At 65.3% G+C, this 12,723-nt stretch carries 10 protein-coding genes; 6 read left to right on the top strand and 4 right to left on the bottom strand.

What is annotated here, in order from left to right; genetic code table 11:
* Positions 1 to 20 precede the first annotated feature (20 nt).
* From tdh to OU426_RS14745, 4 genes are all read right to left on the bottom strand, one after another.
* Complete coding sequence (tdh, locus tag OU426_RS14760) at positions 21 to 1,046, bottom strand: L-threonine 3-dehydrogenase (protein ID WP_267634830.1); 1,026 nt, start codon at positions 1,044 to 1,046, stop codon at positions 21 to 23.
* Between the two features lie 11 nt (positions 1,047 to 1,057).
* Entirely contained in the window at positions 1,058 to 2,248 is a 1,191-nt protein-coding gene (locus OU426_RS14755; protein ID WP_267634807.1) for a glycine C-acetyltransferase, read from the bottom strand.
* Between the two features lie 155 nt (positions 2,249 to 2,403).
* Positions 2,404 to 2,964 carry a helix-turn-helix domain-containing protein gene (locus tag OU426_RS14750; protein WP_267634806.1) on the bottom strand — a complete coding sequence of 187 codons (561 nt, stop codon included), beginning with the start codon at positions 2,962 to 2,964 and terminating at the stop codon, positions 2,404 to 2,406.
* A gap of 34 nt (positions 2,965 to 2,998) precedes the next feature.
* Entirely contained in the window at positions 2,999 to 3,916 is a 918-nt protein-coding gene (locus OU426_RS14745) for a LysR family transcriptional regulator (RefSeq protein WP_267634805.1), read from the bottom strand.
* A gap of 97 nt (positions 3,917 to 4,013) precedes the next feature.
* Here OU426_RS14745 and OU426_RS14740 point away from each other — a divergent pair, with 97 nt between their 5' ends.
* From OU426_RS14740 to OU426_RS14715, 6 genes are all read left to right on the top strand, one after another.
* Positions 4,014 to 5,219 carry a pyridoxal phosphate-dependent aminotransferase gene (locus OU426_RS14740; RefSeq protein ID WP_267634804.1) on the top strand — a complete coding sequence of 402 codons (1,206 nt, stop codon included), beginning with the start codon at positions 4,014 to 4,016 and terminating at the stop codon, positions 5,217 to 5,219.
* A gap of 7 nt (positions 5,220 to 5,226) precedes the next feature.
* The gene (locus OU426_RS14735) at positions 5,227 to 6,435 is read left to right on the top strand and encodes an acyl-CoA dehydrogenase (RefSeq protein WP_267634803.1); all 1,209 of its coding nucleotides are present in this window, start codon (positions 5,227 to 5,229) and stop codon (positions 6,433 to 6,435) included.
* A gap of 108 nt (positions 6,436 to 6,543) precedes the next feature.
* Complete coding sequence (locus OU426_RS14730) at positions 6,544 to 8,733, top strand: dehydrogenase E1 component subunit alpha/beta (RefSeq protein ID WP_267634802.1); 2,190 nt, start codon at positions 6,544 to 6,546, stop codon at positions 8,731 to 8,733.
* Positions 8,730 to 9,764 (top strand): ACP S-malonyltransferase, encoded by a 1,035-nt coding sequence (locus tag OU426_RS14725; RefSeq protein WP_267634801.1) that lies wholly within the window; start codon positions 8,730 to 8,732, stop codon positions 9,762 to 9,764. Before OU426_RS14730 ends, OU426_RS14725 begins: the two co-directional genes overlap by 4 nt.
* 11 nt (positions 9,765 to 9,775) lie before the next feature.
* Positions 9,776 to 11,275, top strand: a complete 1,500-nt coding sequence (gene amaB / locus OU426_RS14720; RefSeq protein ID WP_267634800.1) for an L-piperidine-6-carboxylate dehydrogenase — start codon at positions 9,776 to 9,778, stop codon at positions 11,273 to 11,275.
* 311 nt (positions 11,276 to 11,586) lie between these two features.
* Positions 11,587 to 12,666 (top strand): saccharopine dehydrogenase C-terminal domain-containing protein, encoded by a 1,080-nt coding sequence (locus OU426_RS14715; protein WP_267634799.1) that lies wholly within the window; start codon positions 11,587 to 11,589, stop codon positions 12,664 to 12,666.
* Positions 12,667 to 12,723 lie beyond the last annotated feature (57 nt).

The following is a 12,723-nucleotide window of genomic DNA, read 5'->3' as shown; positions in this document are numbered from 1 at the left end:
ATTTGGCCCCGCCGTTCCGCTCAGCGCCAGTCGAGCACGACCTTGCCGGAGAGCCCCGATTTCATCGCCGCGAATCCGTCCTCGAATTCATCGACCTTGAAACGGTGGGTGATGACCTTGCGGATATCGAGCCCGTTCTGCAGCATCGCGATCATCTTGTACCAGGTCTCGAAAATCTCGCGGCCATAGACGCCCTTGATGGTGATCGCCTTGAAGACGATGCGCGACCAGTCGACCGGAGACTTGCCCGGCGGAATGCCCAGCATCGCGATCCGCCCGCCCATCACCATATTCTCGACCATCTGGTCGAGCGCCGCCTGATTGCCCGACATTTCCATGCCGACATCGAAGCCCTGCTGCATCTTCAGCTTGCCTTCGACCTCTTTCAGATCCTGAGTGGCGACATTCACCGGCAAGACATCCGTGACCTCGGCCGCCAGATCCAGCCGCGCCTGATTGACGTCGGTGATGACGACATGGCGCGCGCCCACATGCCGCGCCACCGCCGCCGCCATGATCCCGATCGGCCCCGCGCCGGTGATCAGCACATCCTCGCCGATGAGATCGAAGGACAAAGCGGTGTGAACGGCATTCCCCAGCGGATCGAGGATCGCCCCGATCTCGTCGTCGATCTCGTCCGGCAGCGGCACGACGTTGAAGGCCGGCAACCGCAGATATTCGGCGAAAGCGCCCTGCTCGTTCACCCCGATCCCCCGCGTCTCGGGGTCGAGGTGGAACTTGCCCGACCGCGACTGGCGGCTCTGATGGCCAATGAGATGCCCCTCGCCCGAACAGCGCTGCCCGATCTTCAGGTCCCGGACATCGCGGCCGAGTTCCACGATCTCGCCCGCGAATTCATGCCCCGTCACCAGCGGCACCGGCACCGTGCGCTTGGCCCATTCATCCCAGTTCCAGATGTGGATGTCGGTGCCGCAGATGCCGGTCTTGTTGATCCTGATCAGCACATCGTCCGGTCCGATCTCGGGCACGGGGCGGCGCTCCATCCACAGGCCTTCCTCGGGCTTGGCCTTCACCAGCGCTTTCATTTCGTTTGACATCAGATCGCCCCCACCGCCTTGCCCGCCGCCCGGAAGGCATCGAGCGCAAAGTCCAAATCCGTGCGCGTCAGCCGCGCGTTCATCTGGGTGCGGATGCGGGCCTGGCCCTTCGGCACCACCGGGAAGAAGAAGCCCGCGACATAGATGCCGCGTTCGTAAAGCTCCGCCGCCATGCGTTGCGACAGAGCCGCATCGCCCAGCATCACTGGAATGATCGGATGTTCGCCCGGCAAGAGCCGGAACCCCGCATCCGTGAGCCCCGCCCGCCAGTAGCGCGCATTGTCGAAAAGCTGGGACCGCAGGTCATCCGCCGCCTCGACGATATCCAGCGCCGCCAGCCCTGCCGCGACCACCGCAGGCGGCAGCGCGTTCGAGAACAGGTAAGGCCGCGCGCGCTGCCGCAGCAAATCGATCACCGGCTGCGCCCCGGCAATATAGCCGCCGAGCGCGCCGCCCAGAGCCTTGCCCAAGGTGCCGGTCATCACATCGGCCTTGATCCCGGCGTGCGCCGGCGTCCCCCGGCCCTCGGGCCCCATGAACCCCGTCGCATGACAATCGTCGACCATGACCAAGGCACCATACCGATCGGCAAGCGCCCGGATTTCCCCAAGCTTCGCCAGATAGCCGTCCATCGAGAAGACACCATCCGTCGCGATCATGATGAAGCGCGCACCCTTGGCCCGCGCCTCCTTCAGCCGCTCTTCCAGCTCGCCCATGTCGGAATTGGCATACCGGTAGCGCTGCGCCTTGCACAGGCGGATGCCGTCGATGATCGAGGCATGGTTCAAGGCGTCCGAGATGATCGCATCCTCGGGCCCGAGAAGGGGCTCGAACAACCCGCCGTTCGCATCGAAACAGGCGGCGAACAGGATCGAATCCTCATGCCCCAGGAAATCCGCGATCCGTTTCTCCAACGCGCGGTGCAGGTCCTGCGTGCCGCAGATGAACCGGACCGAGGCCATGCCATAGCCGTGATCATCCATCACTGCCTTCGCCGCCGCCACCAGCCGGAGGTCGTCGGCCAGCCCGAGGTAGTTGTTGGCGCACAGGTTCAGCATGTCGCGCCCAGCGACCTTCACATGCGCGCCCTGCGCCGAGGTGATCAGACGCTCGCGCTTCAGAAGGCCTTCGGCCTCGATGCTGGTGAGCGTGTCGCGAAGATGGGACAGGAAAACGGATGTATCCGACATGATAGATGATCCTCCAGTATGACGGAATAGTGCGCCTCCCGCACCTAGATGTCAAGATGGCGGATAACATTCCGTGATGATGGAATATCTTCCTCTTGCGCTTCGCTTCTCGTCTGGAATGCGAAGAGCGCACGCAGTGCGACGATGAGCAGCCATCAACTGTTCTGGACGATGAGAATGGCGCGCGCCGCGCCGTCTGCCGCCGAAATGCTGTGCGGGCGGTCGGCGAAATAGCGGGCTGTATCGCCTTCGCCGAGCGTCTGCTCCTCTTCGCCCGACATGACCTGGACCATGCCTTCCAGCACGGTCACATGTTCGCGGCAACCCGGGCTGTGCGGGTCGGAGACCAGCGTGCCGCCGGTCGCGAAATGCAGCTCGTAGACCTCATGCTCGCCCGCCGATTCTGCCGGTGACAGGATGCGGATCTTTACCCCGTCGCCCCGGCCGCTGATCGTGGGCGCGGCGCTGGCGCGGATCACTTCGATCCCCGGCGCGGTCTTGCCCTCCAGCAGCCCGGCGAAATCAACCTGCAGCGCCTGCGTCAGGTTCCAGAGCGTCGCGACGGTCGGGCTGCTCTCGCCCCGTTCGATCTGGCTGACCATAGACCGGCTGACGCCCGACAGGCGGGCGACGGCATCGAGGCTCAGACCCTTGGATTTGCGCGCGGCCTTCAGAGAGGCCGCAAGGCGGTCGTGGATATCGGGACGCGGGTTCATGATGGCGCGAGCTTGCGTGTTCTTGACGCGGCAGTCAACCAGGCAGGTTCGCGGTTCCGTCCGGGTCGGCGGCCTCCTCGCCCAGCCAGCTGCGGAAGGCCTGCAGGGGCGGATACCATTCACCCACCCGGGGCCAGACGAGGTAATAGCTTCCTTCCGCTGGCGTCGGCTCTCCCCAGGCGGCAACAAGTCGGCCTTCCGCCAATTCGGTCCGGGCAAGGAACTCCGGCAGCAGCGCCACGCCAAGTCCGTAGATCGCGGACTGGATCATCGTCGCAAACTGATCGAACAGCATGCCCGAGGGCGTTGCGGCCTCCACCCCATGCGCTTGAAACCATCCCGCCCAGGCGGCCGGCCGGGTTTCGAGTTGCAGAAGCGGCAGGCGCAGAAGGTCCTCGGGCGCCGTGACCGGATGGTCGCGCAGCAGGCCCGGAGAAGCGCAGGCCAGCAGCCGTTCATCGAACAGCTTCAGAAACCCCGCGTTCGGCCAGACCGGATCGCCGAAATGGATGGCGGCGTCAAAACCCTCTTCCTCAAAGTCGAAGGGGCGCAGGCGCGTGCCAAGGTTGATCGTGATGCCGGGATGGGCGGCCAGGAACCGTGGCAGGCGCGGTGCAAGCCAGCGGGTTCCGAAGGTCGGCAGGATCGACAGCGACAGTGTGCCGCCCCCGGTGTTCGACCTGACGCGCATCGCGCCCCGCGAAATGAGATCAAGCGCCTTGACCACATCGCGCGCATAGGCGAGCGCCGCATCGGTCGGCACCAGCCGCCGCCCCTCGCGCAGGAACAGCGCCTGGCCAAGCTGGGCCTCCAGATTCTGGATCAGGCGGCTGACCGCCCCCTGCGTCAGGTCAAGGTCACGCGCCGCGGCGAGCGTCGATCCGGTGCGGCAGACCGCTTCGAAGGCAGAGAGCAGGCTGATCGAGGGCAGGAAGCGGCGTGGAATGGCCATATATGCGCTCCATACATATATCATCGCCAGAATAGGGTTATTTTGGCGGAGAACAATGGCTCATAAGCATACGCGATCCGCTTGTGCCGAGGCCCAGATGTCTGACCCGTTCCGCCGCGCCGCCCGTATCGCTACTGTCGAGCTGTCGGAAATCCTGCAAATCTCCGAAGCCGCCGCCGCGCTTAAGAAGGCGGGTCGCGACGTGATTTCGCTGGGCACGGGCGAGCCCGACTTTCCGACGCCCGCCCTCGTGATCGACGCGTCCTACAAGGCTGCGCAGGCCGGGCAGACCACCTACACTGCCACCGTGGGTACGGCCGAACTCCGTGCCGCCATCGCCGCCGATTGCGAACGGGTGAACGGCTACCGGCCGGAGACTTCCGAAATCATCGTCTGCACCGGCGCCAAGCAGGTGATCTTCAACGCCTTCTTCGCCACCCTCGAACCGGGTGAGGAAGTGATCATTGGCGCGCCCTACTGGACGTCGTACCCCGACATGGTGGGCGTCTGCGGCGGCAAACCCGTCATCATTCCGACGACCGCCGAGAACGGCTTCGCCATCACCGCCGAACAACTCGCCGCCGCCATTACGCCGCACACACGCTGGCTACTCCTCAATTCGCCCGGCAACCCCTCGGGCGCGGTCTATTCCGCCGCGCAACTCGAAGCCCTGGCCGAAGTCCTGCGCGACAATCCCCATGTCGGCATCATCGCCGACGAGATCTACCAGCATATCTGCTACGTGCCCTACACGTCGTTCCGCGCCATCGCCCCCGACCTCGCCGACCGCACGCTGATCGTGAACGGCGTCTCGAAAAGCTACGCCATGACCGGCTGGCGCATCGGCTGGGGCATTGCACCCAAGCGTCTGATCGACGCGATGGTCGCGGTCCAGGGCCAGATCACCTCGGGCGCCTCGTCGGTTTCTCAGGCTGCCGCGCTGGCGGCGCTGACCGGCGACCAGCAGATGCTGGCCGAACGCAACGACGATTTCCGCGCCCGCCGCGATATGGTGCAGGCGGCGCTGAACGCCACCGGCCTCATTCGCTGCGCCTCGGCCGACGGCGCCTTCTACCTCTTCCCCGACTGTAGCGCGACCTTCGGCAAACGCGCCCCATCGGGCGTGACGATTGAAAAAGACGCTGACTTCTGCCGCGCACTTCTCGAAGAGGAAGGCGTCGCCCTCGTCCCCGGCCGCGCCTTTGGCGTGCCCGGCCATTTCCGCCTGTCCTACGCCTATTCCCGCGCCTCGCTCTCCGAGGCCTGCAAACGTATCACGCGCTTCTGCGCCAGCCTGACCTGAGGATCCCATGGCCCTGAAACCCAAAGACGCCCCCGACCTCTCCCGCTTCGACTGGGAAGATGCCTTCCGCATGGAAGACCAACTGACCGAGGAAGAGCGCATGCTGCGCGACGGCGCCCGCGCCTATGCGCAGGAAAAGCTCCTGCCGCGCGTGACCGAGGCCTATCGCGACGAAAAGACCGACCCCGCGATTTTCCGCGAAATGGGCGAGATGGGCCTTCTCGGCGTCACCGTCCCCGAGGAATATGGCGGGCTCGGCGCCTCCTACGTCGCCTATGGCCTCATCGCGCGCGAGGTCGAGCGCGTCGACAGCGGCTACCGCTCGATGATGTCGGTGCAATCCTCGCTCGTCATGTATCCGATCTACGCCTACGGCTCGGAAGAACAGCGCAATAAGTACCTGCCGAAACTCGCCAGCGGCGAATTCATCGGCTGCTTCGGCCTGACCGAACCCGACGCCGGTTCCGACCCCGCCGGCATGAAGACCCGCGCGGTGAAGACCGCGAACGGCTATGTCCTGAATGGCTCCAAGATGTGGATCTCGAACGCGCCCATCGCCGACGTCTTCGTCGTCTGGGCCAAGTCCGAAGCCCATGGCGGCAAGATCCGCGGCTTCGTCCTTGAAAAGGGCATGAAGGGCCTTTCGGCACCGAAAATCGGCGGCAAGCTTTCGCTCCGCGCCTCGATCACCGGCGAGATCGTGATGGACAATGTCGAGGTCGGCGAGGACGCGCTCCTGCCGAACGTCGAGGGCCTGAAAGGCCCGTTCGGCTGCCTCAACCGCGCCCGCTACGGCATTTCCTGGGGCGTGATGGGCGCGGCCGAAGCCTGCTTCCACGCCGCCCGCCAGTATGGCCTTGACCGCAAGCAGTTCCAGAAACCGCTGGCGCAGACACAGATCTTCCAGCTGAAACTCGCCAACATGCTGACCGAGATCAACCTTGGCCTGCAGGCCTCGCTCCGTGTCGGCCGCCTGATGGACGAAGCCAACGCCGCGCCCGAGATGATCTCGATCATCAAGCGCAACAACTGCGGCAAGGCGCTGGACATCGCCCGCCACGCCCGCGACATGCACGGCGGCAACGGCATCCAGGAGGATTTCCATGTGATGCGTCACATGGTGAACCTCGAAACCGTGAACACCTACGAAGGCACCCACGATGTGCACGCGCTGATCCTCGGCCGCGCCATCACCGGGCTGCAGGCGTTTTTCTGAGACTGGCATTTTCTGTCTGAAAATATCCCCCGCGGAGCGTCCCGCACCCTCCGTGGGAGCCTCCGGCGGGGATATTTGAAGACAGAAAATGAAGATGAGTGAGTTCCCATGGACCGCGCCGATATCGTTCACGACAACTTCCTGCGCCGCGTCGCCGCCCGCGACCTGCCGCCGGGCTCGCCGCCGTCTGGGCCGCTGAGCAGGCCGGAGGCGGTGGCGATCTACCGCGCCGGCTGTCTGACACGCGCGCTCGACCGGCAAAGCCGGGTCATGCAGCGGGCGGGGCAGGGGTTCTACACCATTGGCTCTTCGGGGCATGAGGGGCTCGCAGCCATCGCCGCCGCCCTTCGCCCGACCGACATGGCCTTCCTGCACTACCGCGACGCCGCCTTCCAGATCGCGCGCGCAGGTCAGGTCGATGGCCAATCCATCGCATGGGACATGCTTCTGTCCTTTGCCTCTTCCGCGGAAGACCCGATCTCCGGCGGCCGTCACAAGGTGCTGGGCTCGAAGGCTTTGAACATCCCGCCCCAGACCTCGACCATCGCCTCGCATCTGCCGAAAGCGGTCGGTGCCGCCTATTCCATCGGCGCCGCCCGTCGCCACCGGCCGGAACATCAGGAACTGCCGGACGACGCCATCGTCTATTGCTCCTTCGGTGACGCGTCCGCCAACCATTCCACCTCTCAGGGCGCCTTCAACACCGCGCAATGGACTTCCTACCAGTCGATCCCGCTGCCACTCCTCTTCGTCTGTGAGGATAATGGCATCGGCATCTCGACGAAAACCCCGACCGGCTGGATCGCTGCGACTTTCCAGAACCGTCCAGGCCTCAAATACTTCCACTGCAACGGCCTCGACATCTTCGACACGTTCCGCGTCGCCGAAGAAGCCGCCCACTATGTCCGCACCCGTCGCAAGCCCGCCTTCCTGCATGTGAAGACCATCCGCCTTTACGGTCATGCGGGCGCCGACGTGCCCACCACCTATCTGTCCCGCGACGAGGTCGAGGCCGAGGAAGCGAACGATCCGCTGCTCCATTCCGTCCGCCTCCTCGACCAGTCCGGCGCACTCACTCCCGACCAGGCGCTCGCCATCTACAACGAGACGAACGCCCGCGTCGCCCGCGTCGCCGGCGAGGCGATCACTCGACCCCGCCTCAAGACCGCGGCGCAGGTCATGGAATCGCTTATCCCGCCGAAACGCGCCTGCAAGCCCACGAACGGCCCCACCGCCGAGGCGCGCGCCGCAGCCCTCGGCGGCGACCTGAAGGCGATGGACGAACCCCAGATCATGTCGCGCCTTATCAACTGGGCGCTCACCGACCTGATGCTGACCCACCCCGAGATCGTGATGATGGGCGAGGATGTGGGCCGCAAGGGCGGTGTCTATGGCGTGACGCAAAAGCTGCACGCCCGCTTCGGTCCCGACCGGATGATCGATACACTTCTCGATGAGCAATCCATCCTCGGCCTCGCCATCGGCATGGCGCAGAATGGCTTCGTGCCGATGCCCGAAATCCAGTTCCTCGCCTACCTCCACAATGCCGAGGATCAGCTCCGGGGCGAGGCCGCGACGCTGCCCTTCTTCTCGAACGGCCAGTACACAAACCCGATGGTCCTGCGCATCGCGGGCCTTGGCTACCAGAAGGGCTTTGGCGGCCATTTCCACAATGACAATTCGGTGGCCGTCCTTCGCGACATTCCGGGTCTGATCCTCGCCGTCCCCTCGAACGGTGCGGACGCGGCGAAGATGGTCCGCGAATGCGTGCGGCTGGCGCGCGAGGAACAAAGGGTCGTCGTCTTCCTCGAACCAATCGCGCTTTACCCGATGCGCGATCTGCACGCCGACAAGGATGGCGGCTGGATGTGCCGCTACCCCGACCCGTCCGAGACGATCCGCCTCGGCGAAGTCGGCCAACATGGCGACGGCAAAGACATCGCCATCGTCACCTTCGGCAACGGCGTCTATCTCTCCCGCCAGGCCGAGGCGCGCCTCGCCGCCGAAGGCGTGAAGGCCCGGATCGTCGACACCCGCTGGCTCTCTCCCCTGCCCGCCGACGCGCTTGTCCAGGCCGTCCAGGGCTGCAAGCGCATCCTGATCGTCGACGAAACCCGCCGCTCCGGCGGCGTCGCCGAGGCGCTGATGGCGCTCTTCGCCGAGCGCACCGATGTGCCCCTCGCCCGCATCACGGCCGAGGACAGTTTCATCGCCACCGGCCCCGCCTATGCCGCGACCATGCCGTCCGCAGACAGTGTCTATTCCGCCGCAAAACGGCTGCTGGAGGGCCTGAAATGACCCGCAAGACCGCCGTCGTCATCTGCCCGGGCCGGGGCACCTACACGAAAACCGAACTTGGCTACCTTGGCCGCTTCTTCCCCGACCGGGCGCTCCTCGCCCGCTTCGACGCGGCCCGCGCGGCACTCGGCCAGGAAACCCTGACCGCCCTCGACAGCGCCCCCGCCTATTCGGTCGCCAAACACACGCGCGGCGACAATGCCTCCGGCCTCATCTTCGCCGCCACCTACGGCGACTTCCTCGCGATCAACCGCGACAAGATCGACGTCGTCGCCGTCACCGGCAATTCCATGGGCTGGTATTCCACCCTCGCCTGCGGCGGCGCACTTGCCCCGGAAGCTGGCTTCGAGGTCGTCAACACGATGGGCACCTTGATGCAGGAGGCGCTGATCGGCGGCCAGACGCTTTACCCGTTCGTGGGTGACGACTGGCAGAACGACCCCGCGCAGAAGGCCGACCTCATGGCCCTTGTCGCCGAAATCGACACGCGCCCCGGCCATGCCCTCACCCTCTCCATCGACCTCGGCGGTATGCTGGTTCTCGCCGGCAATGATGAAGGCCTGAAGGCATTCGAGGCCTCGGTTCCGCCGGTACAGGGTCGCTTTCCGATGCGTCTCCAAAACCACGCCGCCTTCCATAGCGCGCTGCAAGCCCCGGTCGCCGAAAAGGGCCGCGCGCGCCTCGCGCCTTCGCTCTTCGGCCAGCCCACTCTGCCGATGGTCGACGGACGCGGCACCATCTGGTGGCCGGGCGCGACCGACACGGAAAGGCTCTGGGACTATACCCTCGGCCATCAGGTCCTCGAGCCCTACGATTTCACCACGGCAATCCGCACCGCCGCCCGCGAATTCGCCCCCGACCTCTTCATCATCACCGGCCCCGGCACCACATTGGGCGGCGCCGTCGCCCAGTCGTTGATCCTTGCGAACTGGCGTAACATGGGGTCCAAGGCCGACTTCCAGTCGCTGCAACAATCCGCGCCGCTCCTTGCCTCGATGGGCATGGAAGACCAGCGCGCCACCGTCCTTTAAGGGAGACAGACATGACCCACGATCAAATCCTCAAGGCCGCGGGCCTGAGCGCCGCCGAACTCACCGGCGGCACACTTCCCGTCCGCTCGCCCATCGACGGCGCCGAGATCGCCCGCGTGCACGAGACGAACCCGGCCGACATGGATGCCGTGATCGCCAGATCGCAAGCGGCCTTCAAGAAATGGCGCGAGGTCCCTGCCCCCCGCCGTGGCGAGCTTGTCCGCCTTCTTGGCGAGGAACTCCGCGCGGCCAAGGACGCGCTCGGCGCCCTTGTGACGCTCGAAGTGGGCAAGATCACCTCCGAAGGCCTCGGCGAAGTGCAGGAGATGATCGACATCTGCGATTTCGCCGTCGGCCTTTCCCGCCAGATCTACGGCCTGACCATCGCCTCCGAACGCCCCGGCCACCGGATGATGGAAACCTGGCACCCGCTTGGCCCCTGCGCCATCATCACCGCCTTCAACTTCCCCGTCGCCGTCTGGTCCTGGAACGCGGCCCTCGCGCTCGTCTGCGGCGACCCGGTCATCTGGAAACCGTCGGAAAAGACCCCGCTGACCGCGATCGCCACGCAAAAGATCATGGAACGCGCGCTGAAGCGTTTCGGCGATGACGCGCCCGAAGGCCTCTGCCAGCTCGTCATCGGCGGCCCCGCCATCGGCGAGGCGCTGGTGAATTCGAAGCAGGTCCCCATCGTCTCGGCCACTGGCTCGACCCGCATGGGCGGCATCGTCGGCCCGCGGGTCTCGGCCCGCTGGGGCCGCCCGATCCTCGAACTTGGCGGCAACAATGCGATGATCGTTGCCCCCTCGGCCGACATGGACATGGCCGTCCGCGCCATCGTCTTCTCCGCCGTCGGCACCGCCGGCCAGCGCTGCACCTCGCTCCGCCGCCTCATCGCCCACAATTCGATCAAGGACGACCTCGTCGCGAAACTCGCAAAAGCCTATGCGTCGCTCCCGGTGGGCGACCCGCGTGAAGCGGGCAAGCTCGTCGGCCCGCTCATTGACACCGGCGCCCGCGACAAGATGCTGAAGATGCTCGATCAGGCGAAATCCGAGGGCGGCAAGGTCCACGGTGGCCAGGCTGTGACATCAGGCGTCCCCGGCGGCGCCTATATCTCCCCGGCCATCGTCGAAATGCCCGCCCAGACCGAGACGGTGCGCGAGGAAACCTTCGCCCCCATCCTCTATGTCATGGGCTATGACACGCTCGACGAAGCCATCGCGCTGCAAAACGACGTGCCGCAAGGCCTCTCCTCCTGCATCTTCACGCTCAACATGCGCGAGGCCGAAACCTTCCTCTCCGCCTCGGGCTCCGACTGCGGCATCGCCAACGTCAACATCGGCCCGTCGGGCGCCGAAATCGGCGGCGCCTTCGGCGGCGAGAAGGAAACCGGCGGCGGCCGCGAAAGCGGCTCGGACGCCTGGAAAGGCTACATGCGCCGCCAGACCAACACGCTCAACTACTCATCCAAACTCCCTCTCGCTCAAGGGGTCAAATTCGACATCTGATCCACCCCTCACGTTCTGTCCGGAAATACTCCGGGAGGGTCCGGGCGGGCAGAGCCCTCCCGGCAGATCGGCCGGGCGAAGCCCGGACGAAACCTGTAAGCCGGGACCCACGGGGCCCCGGTTTTTTCGTTGCCGAAAGGTCCCCTGCGTCACCCGCCAATCCGCCGGATGACCTGCCATAATTCATGTTTTCCCCGGCATTTCTGACGATATGCCGGAAGAATCCGCCAGTCGATTGCGGCAGATTGTCGGCAAGCCGGACCCTGCGCCAGCACGCGCCCTGGGGTCCGCATGACGGAAAAGGAAAGAACATGTCATTCAGGAAAGTGGCCGTCCTCGGCCTCGGCAAGGTCGGTCATCTGGCGGCGGAACTGCTCGCGGAAGCCGGCTTCGACGTCACCGGCATCGACGCGCGCCAGGTCGATGCGCCCTTCGCGACCCGCACCGCCGATCTCAACGACACGGCCGGGCTCAAGGACGTGCTGGCCGGGCAAGAGGCGATCCTCTCCTGCCTGCCCTATCACCTCAATATCGGCGTCTCGACCGTCGCCCACACGCTTGGGCTCCACTATTTCGACCTGACCGAGGACGTCCCCACCACCAAACATATCCGCGAGCTTGCCAAGACCTCGAAAGGCATCATGGCCCCGCAGTGCGGCCTCGCCCCCGGGTTCGTCGGCATCGTCGGCGCGCATCTGGCCGAGCAATTCGACAAGGTCCGTTCGATCCGCCTGCGTGTCGGCGCCCTGCCGCAGAACCCCACCGGCCTTCTCGGCTATGCCTTCAACTGGTCGCCCGAAGGCGTCGTGAACGAATATCTGAACGACTGCGAAGTGATCGAGGAAGGCGTGCTCAAGAGCGTCTCGGCGATGGAATGGCTGGAAACCCTCTATATCGACGGCATGCAGCTTGAGGCCTTCACCACCTCTGGCGGCCTCGGCACCATGTGCGAGACCTACGCCGACCGGATCGAGAACCTCGACTACAAGACCATGCGCTACCCTGGTCACGTCAAGCTCATGAACTTCTTCTTCCACGAGCTTCTGATGCGCGAAAACCGCGCCGAGGCGGGCCGTATCCTGACGAACGCCAAACCCCCGGTCGACGAGGATGTGGTCTATGTCCATGTTGCCGCCGAAGGCTGGCAGGCGGGCCAGCTCCGCCGCAAGGAGTTCGTCCGCGCCTATTACCCGATCGAGATCGGCGACAAACACCGCACGGCGATCGCCTGGACCACCTCCGCCTCGGTCGTCGCGGTCATCGAGATGGTGAACGAGGGAAAACTCCCGAAACAGGGCTTCCTCAAGCAAGAGGAAATCCCGCTCGAACCCTACCTCAAGACCCGCACCGGCAACTACTACAACATCGGCCACCGCAGCCGTCACGCATAAGCTGGCTGGAGGGCCGTCCGCCTGATCGGGCCGGGGCCGTTCACGCGCTCCCGGCCC

The organism is Frigidibacter sp. RF13, from assembly GCF_026626305.1.
Lineage (GTDB): Bacteria > Pseudomonadota > Alphaproteobacteria > Rhodobacterales > Rhodobacteraceae > TMP-24.
The sequence above is the reverse complement of the archived record's forward strand: the minus strand, read 5'-3'. Positions and strand labels throughout refer to the sequence as shown.

What these genes read in the sequence shown, in the direction of transcription:
- tdh (WP_267634830.1), bottom strand. Translation starts at nt 1,046, where the DNA reads ATGAAAGCGCTGGTGAAGGCCAAGCCCGAGGAAGGCCTGTGGATGGAG.
- OU426_RS14755 (WP_267634807.1), bottom strand. Translation starts at nt 2,248, where the DNA reads ATGTCGGATACATCCGTTTTCCTGTCCCATCTTCGCGACACGCTCACC.
- OU426_RS14750 (WP_267634806.1), bottom strand. Translation starts at nt 2,964, where the DNA reads ATGAACCCGCGTCCCGATATCCACGACCGCCTTGCGGCCTCTCTGAAG.
- OU426_RS14745 (WP_267634805.1), bottom strand. Translation starts at nt 3,916, where the DNA reads ATGGCCATTCCACGCCGCTTCCTGCCCTCGATCAGCCTGCTCTCTGCC.
- OU426_RS14740 (WP_267634804.1), top strand. Translation starts at nt 4,014, where the DNA reads ATGTCTGACCCGTTCCGCCGCGCCGCCCGTATCGCTACTGTCGAGCTG.
- OU426_RS14735 (WP_267634803.1), top strand. Translation starts at nt 5,227, where the DNA reads ATGGCCCTGAAACCCAAAGACGCCCCCGACCTCTCCCGCTTCGACTGG.
- OU426_RS14730 (WP_267634802.1), top strand. Translation starts at nt 6,544, where the DNA reads ATGGACCGCGCCGATATCGTTCACGACAACTTCCTGCGCCGCGTCGCC.
- OU426_RS14725 (WP_267634801.1), top strand. Translation starts at nt 8,730, where the DNA reads ATGACCCGCAAGACCGCCGTCGTCATCTGCCCGGGCCGGGGCACCTAC.
- amaB (WP_267634800.1), top strand. Translation starts at nt 9,776, where the DNA reads ATGACCCACGATCAAATCCTCAAGGCCGCGGGCCTGAGCGCCGCCGAA.
- OU426_RS14715 (WP_267634799.1), top strand. Translation starts at nt 11,587, where the DNA reads ATGTCATTCAGGAAAGTGGCCGTCCTCGGCCTCGGCAAGGTCGGTCAT.